The organism is Xanthobacter sp. DMC12 (assembly GCF_056314105.1).
The window spans coordinates 1,108,457-1,127,881 of the sequence record NZ_JBQUYZ010000001.1 but is presented as its reverse complement, the minus strand read 5'-3'; the positions used below and the strand labels follow the sequence as shown (position 1 = coordinate 1,127,881).

Genomic DNA, 19,425 nt, shown 5'->3' with positions numbered 1-19,425 from the left:
AGCCCGGCCGCAACGCCGGGCTCTCTGCTTTCAGGGCTGCGCCCATCGACGCGCGGCCCAAGGCGGGTTATGGGCTGGCCATGTCCGCGCCTCCCCGCAATGCCGCGCCCGTGCTGCGCTTCGCCCCGTCACCCACCGGGCTGATCCATGTGGGCAATGCCCGCACCGCGCTCCTCAACGCGCTGATCGCCCGCCGCGCCGGCGGCACCTTCATCCTGCGCTTCGATGATACGGATGCCGCCCGCTCCCGCACCGAATATGCGGACGCCATCGCCGCCGACCTCGCGTGGCTCGGCATCGCGCCGGACATCACCGTGCGCCAGTCGGACCGGATCGCGGACTATGAGGGTGCGGCGGAGCGGCTGAAGGCCATGGGCCGCCTCTATCCCGCCTATGAGACCGAGGAGGAGTTGGACCTCAAGCGCGGCCTGCAGCGCGCCCGTGGCCTGCCGCCGGTCTATGATCGCGCGGCCCTCGCGCTCTCGCCCGAAGACCGCGCGCAGCTGGAAGCCGAGGGTCGCCGCCCGCACTGGCGCTTTCGGCTCGATCACCGCGTGGTTGCCTGGGACGACGGCGTGCGCGGCCCGCAGCAGGTGGACACCGGCACCCTCTCCGACCCCGTGCTGGTGCGCGCCGACGGCAGCTTCCTCTACACGCTCCCCTCGGTGGTGGACGATCTAGCGCTGGGAGTGACGCAGGTCATCCGCGGCGAGGACCACGTGACCAACACGGCGGTGCAGATCGAGATCTTCGCGGCGCTGGGCGGGCCGGTGCCGGGCTTCGCGCACCACAACCTGCTGACGCTGCCCTCCGGAGAGGGCCTTTCCAAGCGGCTCGGCCACCTCTCTTTGTCGGCGCTGCGTGAGGCGGGGCAGGAGGCGTTGGCGGTGGCCGCGCTGTCCGTTCTGGTGGGCACCTCCCATGCGGTGGAGCCGGTGGAGAGCCTCGATGCGCTGGCGGGGATGGTGGACCTTTCCGCCATCTCCCGCGCGCCCGCCCGGTTCGATCCGGCGGACCTCGATGCGCTCACCGCCCGCACCCTCCACATCATGCCCTTCGCCGCCGCCGCCGCGCGGCTTCAGGCGGCGGGCATCGGTGGAGGGGAAGCGTTCTGGCTGGCGGTGCGGGCGAACCTCGGGCGGTTCGAGGATGCGCACGACTGGTGGGAGATCGTCGCCACCCCGCAGGCGGGTGTGATCGCGGACGCCGACCGCGCCTTCCTTACTGAGGCCGCCGGCCTGCTGCCGGCCGAGCCGTGGGACGGCGCCACCTGGAAGGCCTGGACGGGGGCGATAAAGGCCGCGACTGGGCGATCCGGCCGCAACCTGTTCCACCCCCTGCGCCTCGCGCTGACCGGCCGCGAGACCGGCCCGGAACTCGCCGCTTTGCTGCCGCTGATGGGAAGGGCACGGGCGGAAGGGCGGCTGAGGGACGGGGTGGGGTAGGGGGCGCGGACCACCGCTCATCCCGCCGGCACGGAAGCCTCCGGGGGCGTGACCAGCGTCTCAATGGGTCCTCCGGTCAAGCCGGAGGACGACGGCCGATCATGAAGCGCCTTCGGCGGCCTCTTGCGCTGGCCCCGGCTCGCATTCCGCTGCGCTGCATGCGTCCGGGCCGCGAGGGCGGTGCCGCTGCTCAGTTCAGCGGCACCGTCACGAACTCCTGCTTGCCCTCGCCGTCGGAGACGAGGAACAAAGCCGAGCGCTTGCCGGACTTGCGCAGGGCGTCGATCTGCTTCTCCACGTCGGCGGGGCTCGCCACCGCCTCCTGGCCCACCTGCACGATGACCTGGCCGGCCTTCAGCCCCTTGTCGGAGGCGGGGGAGGAGCGGTCCACGTCGGTGATGACGACGCCCGAAATCTCGCTCTTGATCTTGAAGCGCTTGCGCAGGTCGTCGCTCATGGCGGACAGCTCGATGCCGAGCGCCTTCTTGGGCGGCACCTTCTGCGCCTCGGGGGCGGGCTTGGAGGCTTCCGGCTTGTCGTCCTCGGGCATGCGGGCGACCTTGACGCGCAGGGTCTCCTCCTTGCCCTTGCGGATCACCACCACCTCCACCTCGCTGTCGGCCATGGTGTCGGCCACCGTGCGGGTGAGGTCACGCACTTCCTTGATATCGCGGCCGTTGAACTTGACGATCACGTCACCGGCCTTGACCCCGCCCTGGGCGGCCGGGCTGTTCTCCGTCACGACGCCGATGAGCGCGCCGCGCGGCTTGCCGAGGCCGAGGCTCTCGGCGATGTCCTCGGTGACGGGCTGGATGCGCACGCCGATCCAGCCGCGCCGCACCTCCTTGAACTGCTCGATCTGGGCGATCACCGGCTGGGCGGTGGCCGAGGGCACGGCAAAGCCGATGCCGATGGAGCCGCCCGAGGGGGAGATGATGGCAGTGTTGATGCCGATCACCTCGCCCTCCATGTTGAACAGCGGGCCGCCGGAATTACCCCGGTTGATGGCCGCGTCCGTCTGGATGAAGTTGTCGTAGGGGCCGGAATTGATGTCGCGGTTGCGGGCGGAGACGACGCCCACCGTGAGCGTGCCGCCGAGGCCGAACGGGTTGCCGATGGCCATCACCCAGTCGCCCACGCGCAGCTTCTCGCTGTCGCCGAACTTCACCGCCACGAGGGGCTTGGGCGGGTTGACCTTGAGCAGGGCGAGGTCGGTCTTGGTGTCGCGGCCGACCACCTCGGCCTTCAGCTTCGAGCCGTCGTTGAAATTGGCGAAGATCTCGTCGGCGTCCGAGATGACGTGGTTGTTGGTCACGATGAAGCCCGACGGATCGATGACGAAGCCGGACCCCAGCGAGGAGACGCGGCGCGAGCGCTGCTCGCTTCCATCCTCCGGGCGGCGCTTGAAGAATTCGTCGAAGAAATCCTCATAGGGCGAGCCGGGCGGCAGCTGCGGCGCCGGCACCGAGCGGGAGGGGGCGACGTTCTGCGAGGTGGAGATGTTCACCACCGCGTCCATCACCTTCTCGGCCACGTCCGCCACCGTGTCCGGCCCCTTGCCGGGCGCGGCATGGAGCGGCGCGCTGCCGATGCCGGCGCAAGCCACCGCCGCCGCCAGCAGCAGCGCGGGCAGCCGGGACCGGCGGGGACGGGAACGGAAAGGCACGAACGGTGCGGGCATGGCTGTCCTCAAAATCATCCCCTGAGGCTGCGACGCCAGCGCGTCGGGCGCAAGCCCCGCAATGCTCACGATCCAGCGGGCGGGGGAGGGGGACATTCGGGGACGATTGCGGCGGTCCTGCGCCGGCCGTCGCTTCCGCGCGGCCCGGAATGCAATCGCCCGGACGAGCCGGGCGATGACGCCCGTCGATGGAAAAGAAAACGGGGCCCGAAGGCCCCGTCGTCAGAAGCTGCGCACCAGGAACACCACCAGCACCCCCAGGGCGCCGACGCCGAGGCCGACGAGGCGCATGGGGGTTTCCGGCGCGTGCAGGACGGCGCGGATGGCCTTGCGCCACGCCGCCGGGAAGGCGGCGAGGCACAGGCCCTCGATGGCCAGCATCAGGCCGAGGGCGGCCAGAAGGTCCTTCATGCCGCCCGCCGGGCCGGTCAGTTGCCGGCCGCCGGCGCGGCGACGGGCGCGCCCGCGGCGGGGGCTCCCGTCGGGTTCTGGAAGAAGCGGAAGAAGTTCGAATCCGGCGCCAGCAGCATGCGGGTGTCGGACGACTTCATGCTCGCCTCATAGGCCTGCATGGAGCGGTAGAAGGCGAAGAAGTCCGGATCGCGCTGGAAGGCGTCGGCGAAGATGCGGTTGCGCTCCGCGTCGCCCTCGCCGCGCAGCTGCTCGCCCTTGGAGTTCGCCTCCGCCACCACGATGGTGACTTCGCGGTCGGCCCGGGCGCGCAGGCGCTGGGCGGCCTCGTTGCCCTGGGCGCGGATTTCCGCGGCTTCCCGCTGGCGCTCGGTCTGCATGCGCTGGAACACCGCCTGGCTGTTGGCCTCGGGCAGGTCGGCGCGGCGGATGCGGACGTCCACCACGGTGATGCCGAAGTTCGCCGCCTCGCGGTTCACCTGCTCGTTGATCTGCCGCATCAGCCCTTCGCGCTGGTCGCGCACCACGCTGATGAAGGTGTTCTCGCCGAGCACCCGGCGCAGCGCCGAGTTGAGCACCGTGGAGAGGCGGGAATTGGCGCCCTGCACCGTGCCCACCGACTGGTAGAAGCGCAGCGGGTTGGTGATGCGGTAGCGGGCGAAGGCGTCCACCACGAGACGCTTCTGGTCCGCCGCGATCACCTCCTGCTGGGGGTTTTCGAGGTCGAGGATGCGGTTGTCGATATAGACCACGCTGTCGATGAACGGCACCTTCCAGTGCAGTCCGGGCGAGGTCACGGGCGCCAGCGGCTCGCCGAGGCGCAGCACCAGCGCCTGCTGGGTCTGGCTGACGACGTAGGCCGACGAGTAGACGAGGACGAGGGCGATGACGCCGAGGACGGCGAGGACGCCGCCGTAGACCGGATTTCTCATCGGGCGGCTCCCTGGGGCTGCGTGGCGGGCGCCGGGGTGCGGCGGGACTGGTCGGCAAGCGGAAGCACGGGCACGATCCCGCTGCCGCCCTGACGGCTGGCGGCCGGATCGACCAGCACCTTGTCCACGCTGCCGAGCACGCGCTCCATGGTTTCGAGGTACATGCGCTCGCGCGTGACCTCCTTCGCCTTCTGGTACTCGTCATACACCTTGAGGAAGCGGGCGGCCTGGCCGCGGGCCTCCACCACGGTCCGCTCGCGATAGGCCTGGGCCGCATTCTCGATGCGGGAGGCTTCGCCGCGGGCCTCGGGCAGTACCCGGTTGGCGTAGGTCTGGGCCTCGTTCTGGGTGCGCTCGGCGTCGGCGCGGGCGGCCTGGACGTCACGGAAGGCGTTGATGACGGCCTCCGGCGGGTCGACCTTCTGCAACTGCACCTGGGTCACCTGCACGCCGGCCTTGTAGCTGTTGAGCACCTGCTGCATCAGCTCCTGGACGCCGGTCTCGATGCCCTGGCGGGCGCCGGTGAGGATGGGCTGGATGTTGGTGCGGCCGATGACCTCGCGCATGGCGCTCTCGGCCACCGCCTTGATGGTGCCCTCGGGATTCTGCACGTTGAACAGGTATTCCTCGGCGTTGTTGATGACCCAGAACACCGAGAAGTCCACGTCCACGATGTTCTCGTCGCCGGTGAGCATCAGGCTCTCCTCGGCCACGTCGCGCATCACGGCGGTGTTGCGGCGCGTGTCCTCGCCCACCCGCATGCCGATGTCGATGCGGTTGACGAACGTCACCTTGGGGGTGAGTACGGTCTCGACGGGGTAGGGCCAGTGATAGTTCAGGCCCGGCTGGGTGATGCCGACGAACTTGCCGAAGCGCAGCACCACGCCCTGTTCGTCGGGCAGCACGCGGTAGAAGCCGGAGAGGAACCAGCCGGCCACCACGAGCGCGATGACGAGGATGATGCCGTTGGTTCCAAACGAGCCCGGCATCATGGTGCGCAGGCGGTCCTGGCTGCGGCGGATCAGGTCTTCAAGGTCTGGCGGCGTCGGTCCCGATGAAGAGGGCCCCGAACCCCAGGGACCCCGCGGCCCATTACCCCATGGGCCGCCACTCTGATTCTTCCACGACATCCGTCGTCTCCCGTGGGCGGTGCCGCCACCGGCACCCGCGTCGCTGTTCCTGCCACCGGCGCGGGTGCGGACAGGCCGCACGCTAGCACGCCGCCCGCAGCGGGTCGCCCACGGCAAGCGGCTCCACTCGGGAAGGCGCATGCCGGGAAAACCCGTTCGGCGGAGAGGACCGGGACGTGGCGCGCCGCGTCAGGCCTGCCCCGCCGGGCCAGGTGGTTATAGGAAACCGCGCACCGCCTTTCAACGCGATGCGCGGTCAGCTCAGTCCGCAGATAAGGTTGACCTCGCGCTTACGCAACGGGAGGGCTGGAGACCTGGATGCGTTCTCCTGCGGCCTGGGCGCGCGCCTGGGACGCGGCGCCGCGATAATGGTCGAGCACGAACAGGCGGATGGCGGAGGAGAGGTTCCCCTGCGAACGGCCGGAATCGATGGTCGCCACGAGATCGGACAAGGTGAGCCGGCGGCCGCTGGCAATCTCCTTCAGAGCCTCCCAGAAGGCATCTTCGAGACTGACGCTGGTCTTGTGCCCGGCGATGACGATGGATCTTTTAACCACGGGGCTTTTCATGTTCATCCCTCTCGGTCAGGGCGTGGCCCTCAAGGTGGCGCTCTTGCCGCGCGAGCTCGTCCGCAGATTGCTGACGCTCAGCCTTGGTCCGACCGAATCGGATCCGGTTCTGGCTGGCTGCCGCATCAGCCGCCTGACGGGCCCGCGCTTTGCGCGCCCGGTGAAGATTGACCACGTCGCCCAACGCTTGCCTCACCTTGCCGCCGGATTCCTCCGCGCCGACGGCAGATGATCTTCTGTACGGCCGGCGTCACGCGTCAGGCCACTTAGCCCGCAGAGAATTTTACCTCATTGAGCACAGTCAAGATATGGCTAAATTCCGCGGAGGTAACATCCCCCGGCTACCTCTCTGGAACTATTTTAGGGTGGAACTCCGCCTCCCCCACGGGCGGCCAGCTGTGCTAAGAGCCGGCCCGCCCGCGTCTTAAGGAAAGGCTCGCCATGACCACCCGCACAGAGACCGATACGTTCGGTCCCATCGAAGTTGACTCCGACCGCTATTGGGGCGCGCAGGCGCAGCGCTCGCTCGGCAACTTCAAGATCGGCTGGGAGAAGCAGCCGCTGCCGGTGGTGCGCGCCCTCGGCATCGTCAAGCGTGCCGCTGCGGAAGTGAACCGCGACCTCGGCCGCCTCGATCCCAAGATCGCCGACGCCATCGTCGCGGCGGCGCAGGAAGTGATCGAGGGCAAGCTCGATGCCCACTTCCCGCTGGCCGTCTGGCAGACCGGCTCCGGCACCCAGTCGAACATGAATGCCAATGAAGTGATCTCGAACCGGGCCATCGAAATGCTCGGCGGGGAGATGGGCTCCAAGAAGCCCGTGCATCCCAACGATCACGTCAACATGAGCCAGTCGTCCAACGACACGTACCCCACCGCCATGCATATCGCCTGCGCGGAGGAGATCGTCCACCGCCTGCTGCCGGCGCTGAAGCACCTGCACGGCGCGCTCGCCGCCAAGTCGGCCGAGTGGAAGGACATCATCAAGATCGGCCGCACCCACACCCAGGATGCGACGCCCCTGACGCTGGGCCAGGAATTCTCCGGCTACACCCAGCAGGTCGAGAACGGCATCAAGCGCATCGAGATGACCCTGCCGGCGCTCATGGAGCTGGCGCAGGGCGGCACCGCCGTCGGCACCGGCCTCAACGCCCCCGTCGGCTTCGCCGAGCAGGTGGCGGCCAAGATCGCCGGCATCACCGGCCTCGCCTTCACCTCGGCGCCCAACAAGTTCGAGGCGCTCGCCGCCCACGACGCCATGGTGTTCTCGCACAGCGCCATCAACACGGTGGCGGCCTCGCTGTTCAAGATCGCCAACGACATCCGGCTGCTTGGCTCCGGCCCGCGCTCCGGCCTCGGCGAATTGTCGCTGCCCGAGAACGAGCCCGGCTCGTCCATCATGCCGGGCAAGGTGAATCCCACCCAGTGCGAGGCGCTGACGCAGGTCTGCGTGCAGATCTTCGGCAACAACGCCGCGCTCACCTTCGCCGGCAGCCAGGGCCATTTCGAGCTCAACGTCTACAATCCCGTGATGGCCTACAACTTCCTCCAGTCCGTGCGCCTGATGGCGGACGCGGCCATCAGCTTCACCGACAATTGCGTGGTCGGCATCGAGGCGCGCGAGGACAACATCAAGGCGGCGCTCGAGCGTTCGCTGATGCTGGTCACCGCGCTCGCCCCGAAGATCGGCTACGACAACGCCGCCAAGATCGCCAAGACCGCGCACAAGAAGGGCACCACCCTGCGCGATGAGGCCGTGGGCGGCGGCTACGTGACCAACGAGGAGTTCGACGAAGTGGTGCGCCCGGAGAAGATGATCTCTCCCGGCTGATCGCTTTCCGACGGTTGAAGTCTTGGCGGCGGCACCCGGCCCGGGTTGCCGCCGCCTCCGTTTTCGGGCCTGCTCCGCCGGCGCGGAAGAGGGCAGGGCAGGGGGACTAGAATGGCGGACCTCACCGAGATCGACATCGCGGCGCTGAACCCCACCCAGCTCACGCTGGGTCTCGAGGAGGTCGAGCGGCGCGCGGCACAGATGCGCAAGCTCTCCCGCCGCGAGCTGAGGACGCTGAAGGAAAGCAAGCCGGTGCCCTATGTGGTGGGGCCGAAGCGCCGGCTCTACATCGTCGACCACCACCATCTGTGCCGGGCGCTCCTCGCCATCGGCGAGGAGACCGTGCTTTTGGGCGAGGCGCGGGCCGACTGGTCTAACCTCGACCTCAAGGCCTTCTGGCACCGCATGGAGACCGAGGGCCTGTGCTGGCCCATCGACGTGGATGGCAACCGCCGCCCCTGCCTGAAGATCCCCGGCCACGTGAGCGAGCTCACCGACAACCCGTGGCGCACGCTCGCCCGCGGCGTGCGCGGGAAGGCCTATGCCAACGAGGACACGCCCTTCCAGGAATTCATGTGGGGCAATTACTACCGCTCCTTCATGACCACGCGGCTGCTGGAGACGGACATCGCGCTGGCCGAGAAGCTGGCCGTGAAGGTATCCCTGCTGGACGAGGCGCAGGACCTGCCGGGGTATCTCGGCGCGGTGTGAGCGGGGGATCCGGATTGTCCCGGAACCTTTCTCGACCTTTGCCGTGTTATAAGCACGCCGCTGCCGGGTTGCGGCGACAGGGGAGGGGCCACATGTCCATCGTTCTTCGTGAGTTCGCCCGCCTGCGGGCACCGCTGTTCGCCGTGCTTGCCGCGCTGACGCTGGCGGGCTGCGGCGTCAATGTGATTCCCACCGAGGAGGAGCGCGCCAAGGCCGCGTGGAGCGAGGTGCTGAACCAGTACCAGCGCCGCTCGGACCTCATTCCCAATCTGGTGGAGACGGTGAAGGGCTATGCCGCCCAGGAGAAGGACGTGCTGACCTCGGTGATCGAGGCGCGGGCCAAGGCCACCTCCATCAAGGTCGATGCCTCCACCGTCACCGACCCGGCGCAGTTCAAGCAGTTCCAGGACGCGCAGGCGGGGCTGTCGTCCGCGCTCGGCCGGCTGATCGCGGTGTCGGAGGCCTATCCGGACCTGAAGTCCAACGCCAACTTCCTCGCCCTCCAGTCGCAGATCGAGGGCACGGAGAACCGCATCGCCGTGGCGCGGCGCGACTATATCGAGGCGGTCAGGGTCTATAACACCGAGCTGAAGACCTTCCCCGGCGCGCTGTGGGCCGCCACCCTCTACCGCGCCTACAAGCCCATGGAGACCTTCACCATCTCCGAGCAGCAGATGCAGGTGCCGAAGGTGAAGTTCAACTGAGCGCGGAGTGACGGTGATGGGCCGCCAGATGGGCCATCTGCCCATATTCGGGGGGCGCGGGCCTGCCGGCCGCCTTGCGGTCGTGCTGGCCGGCCTGCTGGCGCTGTGCCTTGCCGTCGCGCCCGTCGCCGTCGCGCCCGCATGGGCGGAGCTGACCTTCCCGCCCCTCAGCGGGCGGGTGGTGGACGCCGCCCATGTGCTCGATGCCGGCACCGTCGCGGCGCTGGACGCCAAGCTCGCGGCGCAGGAGGCGAAGGCCACCGACCAATTGGTGGTGGCCACCATCCCCTCGCTGCAGGGCACCTCCATTGAGGATTACGCCAACCGCCTGTTCCGCACCTGGCAGATCGGGCAGGCGAAGAAGAACAATGGCGTGCTCCTCCTCGTCGCCCCCAGTGAGCGCAAGGTGCGCATCGAGGTGGGCTACGGGCTGGAAGGCATCCTCACGGACGCGGTGTCGGCCACCATCATCCGCAACGCCATCGTGCCCGCCTTCAAGTCCGGCGACATGGCAGCCGGCATCGTCAAGGGCACGGACGCCATCATCGAGATCCTGAACCTCGACCCGGACGAGGCGAAGGCCCGCGCGAAGCAGCTGGAATCCTCCGACTGGACCGAGGAGGAAGTGGACAACCTCATCTTCTTCGCGGTGATGGTCATCTTCATGGGCTTCATCATCTGGCGCGTCATGCGCGGCGGCGGTCCGGGCGGCCCTGCGGCCCGCAGGCGGCGCGGGGGCGCGGTGGCCGGAGGTCCGATTTCGTGGGAATGGGGGACCGGCAGCAGCTCCGGCTGGTCCGGCGGCTCCGGCGGAGGCTGGTCGGGCGGTGGCGGCTCCTCCGGCGGTGGCGGCGCTTCGGGCGATTGGTAGCCCGCCCTTGCGATTTTACCGTGTGCCTGCAAACTGCGGTTCCCGCTGGCGCGGGGGAGAGCTTCCGTGAACGAGCAGACCGCCACGACGACGACCACCCAGGATGCGGGCCGCTACGGCCTGCCGCAGCACGCGCTCCAGCGTATCGCCGAGGCGGTGACGCAGGCGGAGGCCAGGACGTCCGCCGAAATCCGGGTGGTGGTGACACGGGCGCCGCTGGTGCAGCATCCCTTCTTCTCCATCCTGTGGGCGTCCCTTGCGGCATTGGTGCTGCCGTGGCTCGTCGTCCTCGCCTATCCCATGCCGGCGCTTTCGGCGCTGGCGCTGCAGTCCATGCTGTTCGTCATCCTCGCCGCGGCGCTGCTGATGCCCGGAGCGGCGGAGAAGGCGGTGCCCCGCCTCGCGCTCAAGGCGGCGGCGCGCAATGCGGCCATCGAGACCTTCCTGAGCTACGGCATCCCGCAGACCAAGGGCCGCACCGGCATCCTCATCTTCGCCGCCGCGCGTGAGCGGCTGGTGGAGGTGGTGGCGGACGATGCCGCCCACGGCCCGCTGGGAGCCGCGGCGTGGCGCGACATCTGCGATGCGGTGGCCGCCCGTGCCCGCGAGGGCAGCCTCGCCGAGGGGCTGGTCGCCGGTGTCGAGAAGGCCGGTGAACTCCTCGCCGGCCCCCTGCCGCGCCGGCCCGATGACCGCAACGAGATTCCCAATCACGTAGTGGTCTTGTAGCGGCATTGCGCTCTTCAGCCGTCCTATTTCGCGCCGCTCTTTTTAGTTGTACTGTCCGGCCATGCCACCTTGGGGTGGTGGGGGAGGACATCATGCTGGTTACGGTCAATCCGGTGGATGCCAACGGTCAGCGCTACAGCATCACGCTGGAGAAGACGGCGGTCGACAAGGGCTTCATCCGCATCGATCCCGATGGGCCCAAGGACGTGACCATCATCAAGCTCTACGACCTCCGGGCCGGCGGGCCTGCCGCCATTCTCTGCCGTGGTGATGTGCCGGGTCCCGACGTCAACATCGCGTGCCGCCTGCTGCCTGCCGGGGAGGGCACGCCGCCGCGGCTGCGGGTGGAGATCAGCGGTAGTCTCTTCGGGGTGTATGACGGCGTCTACGACTACCGGGTCACGCCGGGGGAGTTCGAGAGCACGCTCGCCTTTCTCAAGGCTGCCGCCTTTCCGCCGGTCCCGGCCAACGTCTAAAAGGGACGCCCCGGCCCCAAGGCGCTTAGCCGAAGGTCGTGCGGCATGGCCGATTGTCGGGAGCGCGAGCGCCTTTCCATCGGCCGCGCTGCGGCATAGATTGCGCCCCCGAGCCTTCGGGGCTCATCCAAGGCAAAGGGCTTCTTCTCATGACCAAACCCGCCGTTCGCGTCGCAGTCACGGGCGCCGCCGGTCAGATTTGCTATTCTCTCCTTTTCCGCATCGCCAACGGCGACCTGTTCGGCAAGGACCAGCCGGTCATCCTCCAGCTTCTCGACCTCCCGCAGGCGCAGGGTGCCGTGAAGGGCGTGGTGATGGAGATCGAGGACTGCGCCTTCCCGAATTTCGCGGGCGTGGTCATCACCGATGATCCCAAGGTCGCCTTCAAGGACATCGACGCCGCGATTCTCGTGGGCGCCCGTCCCCGCTCGAAGGGCATGGAGCGCGCCGACCTCCTCTCCGCCAACGCCGAGATCTTCAAGGTCCAGGGCAAGGCGCTGAACGAGGTGGCCAAGCGCGACGTGAAGGTGCTGGTGGTCGGCAACCCGGCCAATACCAACGCCTACATCACCGCCAAGAGCGCCCCGGACCTGCCGGCCCGCAACATCACCGCCATGCTCCGCCTCGACCACAACCGCGCGCTGTCGCAGTTCGCGGCCAAGGCCGGTGTCGAGAGCAAGGACATCGAGAAGGTAGCGGTGTGGGGCAACCACTCCCCGACCATGTATGCGGACTACCGCTTTGCCACCGTGAAGGGCAAGCCGCTGCCGGAGCTCATCAACGACGAGACCTGGTATCGCGAGACCCTGCTGCCGACCGTCGGCAAGCGCGGCGCGGCGATCATCGAGGCCCGCGGCCTGTCGTCCGCGGCGTCTGCGGCCAACGCCGCCATCGACCACATGCACGACTGGATCCACGGCACCGCCGGCAAGTGGGTGTCCATGGGCGTGGCTTCGGACGGCTCCTACGGCGTGCCAGAGGGCATCGTTTTCGGCATGCCTGCCATCTGCACCGCGGGCGAGTATGAAGTGGTCCAGGGCCTGCCCATGGACGACTTCTCCAAGACCCAGTTCGACAAGACCCTCAAGGAGCTGCTGGAAGAGCGCGACGGCGTCGCCGCCCTCCTGGCCTGATTCCTTTAAAATCGCCCCCTCCCGCGTCGCGGGCGGGGGCATTCGTTAAAAAAGAATGAATTACCGGCGGGGCAGGGGCGATTTGTGGCTTCGGTCACGCCTTCGTAAGCCTCAAAGCCGCGTATTTACGGGAAAGTCGGCGCGATCCTTATTGACGTTCGGCGACTCTCCGGTTAGAAGCAGCCCACTTTCGCGGCAGGCGGTCGGCGTCTGAGTGATTGTCCCCTTCGTTTTCAGCGCTCCCAAGTGCTTGAAGGGCCGATCTTGAAGCCGAAACGCTGCCAGGAACAGCACTGCGATAACTTCAGGTGCATGATCGCGGCGCCGGCCGGGAAAAAAGCCCCGGTATAGCGCGCTGTGATCCTCTGTCGCGAGAAAGGCGTGTCTGCCCCCTTTTGGGCGGTGGACGGCGCCTTTCGTGTTCGTTGGTGCGAAGGGAATTCGGGCCCCGTCGGGGCCGGTCGTGGCGATCCCCAAAGGATCGTCGAAATGAAGGAATGCGGCCCAGGCCGCAGATCAGGACGAGGCGAAGGCGTACATGCCGACGATCAACCAGCTGATCCGTAAGCCGCGCGAAGCGCAGAAGGCGCGCGACAAGGCGCCGGCGCTTCAGGCGAGCCCGCAGAAGCGCGGCGTTTGCACGCGCGTTTACACGACGACCCCGAAGAAGCCGAACTCGGCTCTTCGTAAGGTCGCCAAGGTGCGGCTCACCAACAGCTACGAAGTGATCGGCTACATCCCCGGTGAAGGTCACAACCTTCAGGAACACTCCGTGGTGATGATCCGTGGCGGCCGCGTGAAGGATCTTCCCGGCGTGCGCTACCACATCCTGCGTGGCGTGCTGGATACCCAGGGCGTGAAGAACCGCAAGCAGCGCCGTTCGAAGTACGGCGCGAAGCGGCCGAAGTGATAGTGAGGATCTGAACGATGTCCCGTCGTCACAAGGCCGAGCGCCGCGAAGTCATCCCGGACGCCAAGTATGGCTCGACCACCCTGTCGCGCTTCATGAATTCCGTCATGCGCGACGGCAAGAAGTCGGTTGCCGAAGGCATCGTCTATGGCGCCCTCGACGTGGTCGAGGCCAAGGCCAAGCACGATCCGGTCGAGGTCTTCATCCAGGCGCTCGAGAACGTTGCCCCCGCGGTGGAGGTTCGCTCCCGCCGCGTCGGTGGCGCGACCTACCAGGTCCCGGTCGAGGTGCGCACCGAGCGTCGCCAGACCCTCGCGATCCGCTGGCTCATCGCCTCGGCCCGCGCCCGCAACGAGAAGACCATGGTGGAGCGTCTCTCCGCCGAACTGCTCGACGCGGCCAACAATCGCGGCTCCGCCGTGAAGAAGCGCGAAGACACGCACCGGATGGCCGAAGCCAACCGCGCGTTCTCGCATTACCGCTGGTGATCGGAGAGGACTGAGCAAATGGCCCGTACTCACGCGATCGAGGACTACCGCAACTTCGGCATCATGGCCCACATCGATGCCGGCAAGACCACGACCACGGAGCGGATCCTCTATTACACCGGCAAGAGCCACAAGATCGGCGAAGTCCATGATGGCGCTGCCACCATGGATTGGATGACCCAGGAGCAGGAACGCGGCATCACCATCACGTCGGCCGCGACGACCGCTATCTGGCAGGGCAAGCGCCTGAACATCATCGACACCCCCGGGCACGTGGACTTCACCATCGAGGTGGAGCGTTCGCTCCGCGTGCTCGACGGCGCCGTGTGCGTGCTGGACGGCAACCAGGGCGTCGAGCCGCAGACCGAGACCGTGTGGCGCCAGGCGGACAAGTACAACGTGCCGCGCGTCGTGTTCGTCAACAAGATGGACAAGATCGGCGCCGACTTCTACCGCTGCGTCGAGATGATCGTGGACCGCGTCGCCGGCAACCCGGTGTGCTGCCAGCTCCCGATCGGCTCGGAGAACAACTTCAAGGGCATCATCGACCTCGTCCGCATGAAGGCGGTCGTGTGGGAAGATGAAGCCCTCGGCGCCAAGTATCATGACGAGGAGATCCCCGCGGATCTCGCCGACAAGGCTGCCGAGTACCGCAACAAGCTGGTGGAAGCCGCCGTCGAGCTCGACGACGACGCCATGGCTGCCTATCTCGACGGCACCGAGCCGGACGAGGCGACCCTCAAGCGCCTGATCCGCCTCGCCGTCATCGGCCGCAAGTTCAACCCCGTGTTCTGCGGCTCGGCCTTCAAGAACAAGGGCGTGCAGCCCCTGCTCGACGCGGTGGTGGACTATCTGCCGTCGCCGATCGATCGCGGCGCGATCAAGGGTATCGACTTCAAGACCGAGGAAGACACCGTGCGTCTTCCCTCGGACGAGGAGCCGACCTCCGTGCTCGCGTTCAAGATCATGGACGATCCGTTCGTCGGCACCATCACCTTCTGCCGCGTCTACGCCGGCAAGATGGAAACCGGCATGGGCCTGCTCAACTCCACCCGCGACAAGCGCGAGCGCGTCGGGCGGATGCTGCTGATGCACGCCAACAACCGCGAAGACATCAAGGAAGCCTATGCGGGCGACATCGTCGCCCTCGCCGGCCTCAAGGATGTGCGCACGGGTGATACCCTCTGCGATCCGGCCAAGGCCGTGATCCTGGAGAAGATGGAATTCCCCGAGCCGGTCATCGAGATCGCGATCGAGCCGAAGTCCAAGGCCGACCAGGAGAAGCTGGGCATCGCCCTCTCCAAGCTGGCCGCCGAGGATCCGTCCTTCCGCGTGTCGACCGACTTCGAGAGCGGCCAGACCATCCTCAAGGGGATGGGCGAACTGCACCTCGACATCAAGGTCGACATCCTGAAGCGCACCTACAAGGTGGACGCCAACATCGGCGCTCCGCAGGTCGCCTATCGTGAGACCCTCACGAAGAAGACCGAGGTGGACTACACCCATAAGAAGCAGACCGGTGGTACCGGCCAGTTCGCGCGGGTGAAGTTCACGGTGGAGCCGAACGAGGCCGGCAAGGGCTTCGTCTTCGAGAGCGCCATCGTCGGCGGCGCGGTGCCGAAGGAGTACATCCCGGGCGTCCAGAAGGGCCTCGAGAGCGTGCTTGGCGCCGGTGTGCTGGCAGGCTTCCCGGTGGTGGACGTCAAGGTGACGCTCACCGACGGCGCGTTCCACGAAGTGGACTCGTCGGCCCTGGCGTTCGAGATCGCGTCCCGCGCGGCGTTCCGCGAGGCCCTTCAGAAGGGCTCCTCGGTGCTGCTCGAGCCGATCATGAAGGTCGAGGTGGTGACCCCGGAAGACTACACCGGCTCGGTCATCGGCGACCTGAACTCCCGTCGTGGCCAGATCCAGGGCCAGGACATGCGTGGCAATGCGAACGTCATCAACGCGATGGTGCCGCTGGCCAACATGTTCGGCTACGTGAACACCCTGCGCTCCTTCAGCCAGGGCCGCGCCACCTTCACCATGCAGTTCGACCACTACGAGCAGGTGCCGTCGAACGTCGCTCAGGAGGTCCAGGCCAAGTACGCGTGATCGCGTCGGCCTGAACCTCACTTTCACCCTTTCGGATCCCGCCAGCGAGACCCAACGGAGAGTCCCATGGCCAAAGAGAAGTTCAACCGCTCGAAGCCGCACTGCAACATCGGCACGATCGGTCACGTTGATCACGGCAAGACGTCTCTGACGGCTGCGATCACGAAGATCCTTGCGGAGTCTGGCGGCGCGACGTTCACGGCGTACGACCAGATCGACAAGGCGCCGGAAGAGAAGGCGCGCGGCATCACGATCTCGACCGCTCACGTTGAGTACGAGACCAACAACCGCCACTACGCGCACGTCGACTGCCCCGGGCACGCCGACTATGTGAAGAACATGATCACCGGCGCGGCGCAGATGGACGGCGCGATCCTGGTGGTGTCCGCCGCCGACGGCCCGATGCCGCAGACCCGCGAGCACATCCTGCTCGCCCGTCAGGTCGGCGTGCCGGCGCTGGTGGTGTTCCTGAACAAGTGCGACATGGTCGACGATCCCGAGCTCCTCGAGCTCGTGGAGATGGAGGTGCGCGAGCTCCTCTCGAAGTACGACTTCCCCGGCGACGACATCCCGATCATCCGCGGCTCGGCGCTGGTTGCGCTCGAGAACGGCGATCCGGCGCTCGGCCGTGACGCGGTGCTGAAGCTGATGGAGGCGGTCGATGCCTACATCCCGCAGCCCGAGCGTCCCATCGACCTGCCGTTCCTGATGCCCATCGAGGACGTGTTCTCGATCTCCGGCCGCGGCACCGTGGTGACCGGCCGTGTCGAGCGCGGCATCATCAAGGTGGGAGAGGAAGTCGAGATCGTCGGCATTCGCCCGACCGTCAAGACGACCGTGACCGGCGTCGAGATGTTCCGCAAGCTGCTCGACCAGGGCCAGGCTGGCGACAACGTCGGCATCCTGCTGCGCGGCACCAAGCGCGAGGACGTGGAGCGTGGCCAGGTCGTGTGCAAGCCGGGTTCGGTGAAGCCGCACACCAAGTTCAAGGCCGAGGCCTACATCCTGACGAAGGAAGAGGGTGGTCGTCACACTCCCTTCTTCACCAACTACCGCCCGCAGTTCTACTTCCGCACGACGGACGTGACCGGCGTGTGCACGCTGCCCGAAGGCACCGAAATGGTGATGCCGGGCGACAACGTGTCGATGGACGTGCACCTGATCGTTCCGATCGCCATGGAGGAGAAGCTGCGCTTCGCCATCCGTGAAGGCGGCCGCACCGTCGGCGCCGGCGTCGTCGCCGCCATCATCGAGTGATCAACAAGAACGAAACGCGCTGCGCACCGGCGTGCGCGTTTCCTCTTCCTGGAGCCAATTGAGCCATGAACGGCCAGAACATTCGAATTCGCCTGAAGGCGTTCGATCACCGCATCCTCGATGCGTCGACGCGCGAGATCGTCGCCACGGCCAAGCGCACGGGCGCGCAGGTGCGCGGCCCGATCCCGCTGCCCACGCGGATCGAGAAGTTCACCGTCAACCGTTCGCCTCACATCGACAAGAAGTCGCGTGAGCAGTTCGAGATGCGCACCCACAAGCGCCTGCTCGATATCGTCGATCCGACGCCCCAGACGGTGGACGCGCTGATGAAGCTCGACCTCGCCGCCGGCGTTGACGTCGAAATCAAGCTCTGACGTGGTGCGAGGAGACACGACCATGCGGTCAGGCGTCATCGCCCAGAAGGTCGGCATGACCCGCATCTTCACTGATGCTGGCGAGCATTTGCCGGTCACTGTGCTGAAGGTTGAGAGCTGCCAGGTGGTTGCCCACCGCACGCTCGAGAAGAATGGCTACGTCGCAGTCCAGCTCGGTGCTGGCCGTCGCAAGCCGAAGAACGTGACCCGCGCCGAGCGCGGCCACTTCGCGGTCGCTCAGGTCGAGCCCAAGCGGAAGATGGCCGAGTTCCGCGTGCCGGAAGACGGGCTCATCCCCGTCGGTGCCGAGATCACCGCTGACCACTTCGTCGTGGGCCAGTATGTGGACGTCACCGGCACCACCATCGGCAAGGGCTTCGCCGGCGGCATGAAGCGCCACAATTTCGGTGGTCTTCGCGCCTCGCACGGCGTCTCCATCTCGCATCGTTCGATCGGTTCGACCGGCGGTCGTCAGGACCCCGGCAAGACCTTCAAGAACAAGAAGATGCCCGGCCACATGGGTGACGTCACCGTCACCACCCAGAACCTGAAGGTCGTGATGACCGACGTCGAGCGCGGCCTCATCGCCGTCGAAGGCGCCGTTCCCGGCCACGCGGGTGGCTGGATCACCGTGCGCGACGCCGTGAAGAAGAGGCTGCCCGCCGAGGCCCCCAAGCCCGGCGCGTTCAAGCTCGGCAACGGTTCGGACGCGGCCCCCGCCGCTGAAGCCGCCAATGAGGAGGGCGCGTGATGGAACTCACCGTCAAGACGCTCGACGGCTCCGAAGCCGGCTCCGTGACCCTGTCCGACGCGATCTTCGGTCTTGAGCCGCGCGCGGACATCCTGCACCGCTGCGTGACCTGGCAGCTGGCGCGCCGGCAGGCCGGCACGCACCGCACCAAGGGCCGTTCGGAAATCAACCGCACGTCCAAGAAGCTGTACAAGCAGAAGGGCACCGGCAACGCCCGTCACGGCGCCGCGTCCGCTCCGCAGTTCCGCGGCGGCGGTCGTGCCTTCGGCCCGGTGGTGCGTTCGCACGCCATCGACCTGCCGAAGAAGGTGCGTGCCCTCGCGCTGAAGCATGCGCTGTCGTCGAAGGCGAAGGCCGAGCAGATCATCGTGCTCGACACCGCCAACCTCGCCGACCCCAAGACCAAGGCGCTCAAGGAGCGGCTTGAGAAGCTCGGCATCTCGTCCGTTCTCTTCGTGGACGGCGCCCAGGTGGAGCAGAACATCGCGCTCGCGGCGCGCAACCTGCCCTACGTGGACGTGCTGCCCATCCAGGGCATCAACGTCTATGACATCCTGCGCCGCGACACCCTGGTCCTGACCAAGGCCGCCGTGGACGCGCTGGAGGCGCGCTTCAAATGAGCACGCGCAACATCGAACCGCGTCATTACGACGTGATCGTCTCGCCCGTCATCACCGAGAAGGCGACGACCGCGAGCGAGCAGAACAAGGTTGTCTTCAACGTCGCGAAGACCGCTTCCAAGCCTTCCATCAAGGAAGCCGTGGAGAAGCTTTTCGACGTGAAGGTCAAGAGCGTGAACACGCTGGTCCGCAAGGGCAAGACGAAGATCTTCAAGGGCCGCAAGGGCGTCCAGAGCGACGTCAAGAAGGCGGTCGTGACCCTCGAAGAGGGCCAGAAGATCGACATCACCACGGGCCTCTGAGAGCCGA

At 67.2% G+C, this 19,425-nt stretch carries 22 protein-coding genes; 16 read left to right on the top strand and 6 right to left on the bottom strand.

The annotated features are described in order from the left end of the window. Nucleotides 1-80: 80 nt before the first annotated feature. Nucleotides 81-1,445 carry a glutamate--tRNA ligase gene (locus tag ACT535_RS05270; protein ID WP_476363565.1) on the top strand — a complete coding sequence of 455 codons (1,365 nt, stop codon included), beginning with the start codon at nt 81-83 and terminating at the stop codon, nt 1,443-1,445. Between the two features lie 190 nt (nt 1,446-1,635). Here the strand turns inward: ACT535_RS05270 and ACT535_RS05265 are convergent, their stop codons facing one another. From ACT535_RS05265 to ACT535_RS05240, 6 genes are all read right to left on the bottom strand, one after another. Further along, nucleotides 1,636-3,126: a DegQ family serine endoprotease gene (locus ACT535_RS05265; RefSeq protein ID WP_476363564.1), complete on the bottom strand. Its 1,491-nt coding sequence runs from the start codon at nt 3,124-3,126 to the stop codon at nt 1,636-1,638. Nucleotides 3,127-3,348: 222 nt separating this feature from the next. Further along, nucleotides 3,349-3,537: a DUF2065 domain-containing protein gene (locus tag ACT535_RS05260; protein WP_168460424.1), complete on the bottom strand. Its 189-nt coding sequence runs from the start codon at nt 3,535-3,537 to the stop codon at nt 3,349-3,351. Nucleotides 3,538-3,554: 17 nt separating this feature from the next. Further along, nucleotides 3,555-4,469: a protease modulator HflC gene (hflC, locus tag ACT535_RS05255; protein WP_476363563.1), complete on the bottom strand. Its 915-nt coding sequence runs from the start codon at nt 4,467-4,469 to the stop codon at nt 3,555-3,557. Beyond that, complete coding sequence (hflK, locus tag ACT535_RS05250) at nt 4,466-5,599, bottom strand: FtsH protease activity modulator HflK (protein ID WP_168460420.1); 1,134 nt, start codon at nt 5,597-5,599, stop codon at nt 4,466-4,468. Before hflK ends, hflC begins: the two co-directional genes overlap by 4 nt. A 290-nt stretch (nt 5,600-5,889) precedes the next feature. Then, complete coding sequence (locus ACT535_RS05245; protein ID WP_476322862.1) at nt 5,890-6,168, bottom strand: ribbon-helix-helix domain-containing protein; 279 nt, start codon at nt 6,166-6,168, stop codon at nt 5,890-5,892. Further along, nucleotides 6,149-6,343, bottom strand: coding sequence for a DUF4169 family protein (locus ACT535_RS05240; RefSeq protein ID WP_476326342.1), 195 nt, complete (start codon nt 6,341-6,343; stop codon nt 6,149-6,151). The genes ACT535_RS05245 and ACT535_RS05240 overlap by 20 nt, the downstream gene beginning before the upstream one ends. A gap of 266 nt (nt 6,344-6,609) precedes the next feature. Between ACT535_RS05240 and fumC the strand changes: the two genes are divergently transcribed. From fumC to ACT535_RS05165, 15 genes are all read left to right on the top strand, one after another. Further along, on the top strand, nt 6,610-7,998 hold the full coding sequence (fumC, locus tag ACT535_RS05235) for a class II fumarate hydratase (protein WP_476363562.1): 1,389 nt from the start codon (nt 6,610-6,612) through the stop codon (nt 7,996-7,998). 111 nt (nt 7,999-8,109) lie between these two features. After that, nucleotides 8,110-8,709: a ParB-like protein gene (locus ACT535_RS05230; RefSeq protein ID WP_476363561.1), complete on the top strand. Its 600-nt coding sequence runs from the start codon at nt 8,110-8,112 to the stop codon at nt 8,707-8,709. Between the two features lie 92 nt (nt 8,710-8,801). Next, nucleotides 8,802-9,413 (top strand): LemA family protein, encoded by a 612-nt coding sequence (locus ACT535_RS05225; RefSeq protein WP_476363560.1) that lies wholly within the window; start codon nt 8,802-8,804, stop codon nt 9,411-9,413. 16 nt (nt 9,414-9,429) lie between these two features. Further along, nucleotides 9,430-10,284 carry a TPM domain-containing protein gene (locus ACT535_RS05220; protein WP_476363559.1) on the top strand — a complete coding sequence of 285 codons (855 nt, stop codon included), beginning with the start codon at nt 9,430-9,432 and terminating at the stop codon, nt 10,282-10,284. A 66-nt stretch (nt 10,285-10,350) separates the two neighbouring features. Beyond that, entirely contained in the window at nt 10,351-11,013 is a 663-nt protein-coding gene (locus tag ACT535_RS05215; protein ID WP_476363558.1) for a TPM domain-containing protein, read from the top strand. A 92-nt stretch (nt 11,014-11,105) separates the two neighbouring features. Beyond that, nucleotides 11,106-11,489 (top strand): hypothetical protein, encoded by a 384-nt coding sequence (locus tag ACT535_RS05210; RefSeq protein WP_476363557.1) that lies wholly within the window; start codon nt 11,106-11,108, stop codon nt 11,487-11,489. 149 nt (nt 11,490-11,638) lie between these two features. Then, nucleotides 11,639-12,622, top strand: a complete 984-nt coding sequence (locus ACT535_RS05205; protein WP_024278436.1) for a malate dehydrogenase — start codon at nt 11,639-11,641, stop codon at nt 12,620-12,622. 538 nt (nt 12,623-13,160) lie between these two features. Then, nucleotides 13,161-13,532, top strand: a complete 372-nt coding sequence (gene rpsL, locus ACT535_RS05200; RefSeq protein ID WP_012113697.1) for a 30S ribosomal protein S12 — start codon at nt 13,161-13,163, stop codon at nt 13,530-13,532. 17 nt (nt 13,533-13,549) lie between these two features. Further along, complete coding sequence (rpsG, locus tag ACT535_RS05195; protein ID WP_024278437.1) at nt 13,550-14,020, top strand: 30S ribosomal protein S7; 471 nt, start codon at nt 13,550-13,552, stop codon at nt 14,018-14,020. Between the two features lie 18 nt (nt 14,021-14,038). Next, nucleotides 14,039-16,114 carry an elongation factor G gene (gene fusA / locus ACT535_RS05190; RefSeq protein WP_168460384.1) on the top strand — a complete coding sequence of 692 codons (2,076 nt, stop codon included), beginning with the start codon at nt 14,039-14,041 and terminating at the stop codon, nt 16,112-16,114. Nucleotides 16,115-16,180: 66 nt separating this feature from the next. Next, nucleotides 16,181-17,371 carry an elongation factor Tu gene (gene tuf, locus ACT535_RS05185; RefSeq protein WP_229645841.1) on the top strand — a complete coding sequence of 397 codons (1,191 nt, stop codon included), beginning with the start codon at nt 16,181-16,183 and terminating at the stop codon, nt 17,369-17,371. Between the two features lie 65 nt (nt 17,372-17,436). Further along, a complete protein-coding gene (gene rpsJ, locus ACT535_RS05180) occupies nt 17,437-17,745 on the top strand; it encodes a 30S ribosomal protein S10 (RefSeq protein ID WP_012113701.1) in 309 nt (102 codons plus the stop codon). A 22-nt stretch (nt 17,746-17,767) separates the two neighbouring features. After that, entirely contained in the window at nt 17,768-18,496 is a 729-nt protein-coding gene (gene rplC / locus ACT535_RS05175; protein ID WP_168458255.1) for a 50S ribosomal protein L3, read from the top strand. Beyond that, nucleotides 18,496-19,116, top strand: a complete 621-nt coding sequence (gene rplD / locus ACT535_RS05170) for a 50S ribosomal protein L4 (RefSeq protein ID WP_168458254.1) — start codon at nt 18,496-18,498, stop codon at nt 19,114-19,116. Before rplC ends, rplD begins: the two co-directional genes overlap by 1 nt. Further along, complete coding sequence (locus ACT535_RS05165) at nt 19,113-19,418, top strand: 50S ribosomal protein L23 (protein WP_168458253.1); 306 nt, start codon at nt 19,113-19,115, stop codon at nt 19,416-19,418. The genes rplD and ACT535_RS05165 overlap by 4 nt, the downstream gene beginning before the upstream one ends. The last annotated feature ends 7 nt before the right edge of the window (nt 19,419-19,425 follow it).

Bases quoted from the DNA above. Each gene is read 5' to 3' on its own strand.
- ACT535_RS05270 (WP_476363565.1), top strand. From the start codon at position 81: ATGTCCGCGCCTCCCCGCAATGCCGCGCCCGTGCTGCGCTTCGCCCCG.
- ACT535_RS05265 (WP_476363564.1), bottom strand. From the start codon at position 3,126: ATGCCCGCACCGTTCGTGCCTTTCCGTTCCCGTCCCCGCCGGTCCCGG.
- ACT535_RS05260 (WP_168460424.1), bottom strand. From the start codon at position 3,537: ATGAAGGACCTTCTGGCCGCCCTCGGCCTGATGCTGGCCATCGAGGGC.
- hflC (WP_476363563.1), bottom strand. From the start codon at position 4,469: ATGAGAAATCCGGTCTACGGCGGCGTCCTCGCCGTCCTCGGCGTCATC.
- hflK (WP_168460420.1), bottom strand. From the start codon at position 5,599: ATGTCGTGGAAGAATCAGAGTGGCGGCCCATGGGGTAATGGGCCGCGG.
- ACT535_RS05245 (WP_476322862.1), bottom strand. From the start codon at position 6,168: ATGAAAAGCCCCGTGGTTAAAAGATCCATCGTCATCGCCGGGCACAAG.
- fumC (WP_476363562.1), top strand. From the start codon at position 6,610: ATGACCACCCGCACAGAGACCGATACGTTCGGTCCCATCGAAGTTGAC.
- ACT535_RS05230 (WP_476363561.1), top strand. From the start codon at position 8,110: ATGGCGGACCTCACCGAGATCGACATCGCGGCGCTGAACCCCACCCAG.
- ACT535_RS05225 (WP_476363560.1), top strand. From the start codon at position 8,802: ATGTCCATCGTTCTTCGTGAGTTCGCCCGCCTGCGGGCACCGCTGTTC.
- ACT535_RS05220 (WP_476363559.1), top strand. From the start codon at position 9,430: ATGGGCCGCCAGATGGGCCATCTGCCCATATTCGGGGGGCGCGGGCCT.
- ACT535_RS05210 (WP_476363557.1), top strand. From the start codon at position 11,106: ATGCTGGTTACGGTCAATCCGGTGGATGCCAACGGTCAGCGCTACAGC.
- ACT535_RS05205 (WP_024278436.1), top strand. From the start codon at position 11,639: ATGACCAAACCCGCCGTTCGCGTCGCAGTCACGGGCGCCGCCGGTCAG.
- rpsL (WP_012113697.1), top strand. From the start codon at position 13,161: ATGCCGACGATCAACCAGCTGATCCGTAAGCCGCGCGAAGCGCAGAAG.
- rpsG (WP_024278437.1), top strand. From the start codon at position 13,550: ATGTCCCGTCGTCACAAGGCCGAGCGCCGCGAAGTCATCCCGGACGCC.
- fusA (WP_168460384.1), top strand. From the start codon at position 14,039: ATGGCCCGTACTCACGCGATCGAGGACTACCGCAACTTCGGCATCATG.
- tuf (WP_229645841.1), top strand. From the start codon at position 16,181: ATGGCCAAAGAGAAGTTCAACCGCTCGAAGCCGCACTGCAACATCGGC.
- rpsJ (WP_012113701.1), top strand. From the start codon at position 17,437: ATGAACGGCCAGAACATTCGAATTCGCCTGAAGGCGTTCGATCACCGC.
- rplC (WP_168458255.1), top strand. From the start codon at position 17,768: ATGCGGTCAGGCGTCATCGCCCAGAAGGTCGGCATGACCCGCATCTTC.
- rplD (WP_168458254.1), top strand. From the start codon at position 18,496: ATGGAACTCACCGTCAAGACGCTCGACGGCTCCGAAGCCGGCTCCGTG.
- ACT535_RS05165 (WP_168458253.1), top strand. From the start codon at position 19,113: ATGAGCACGCGCAACATCGAACCGCGTCATTACGACGTGATCGTCTCG.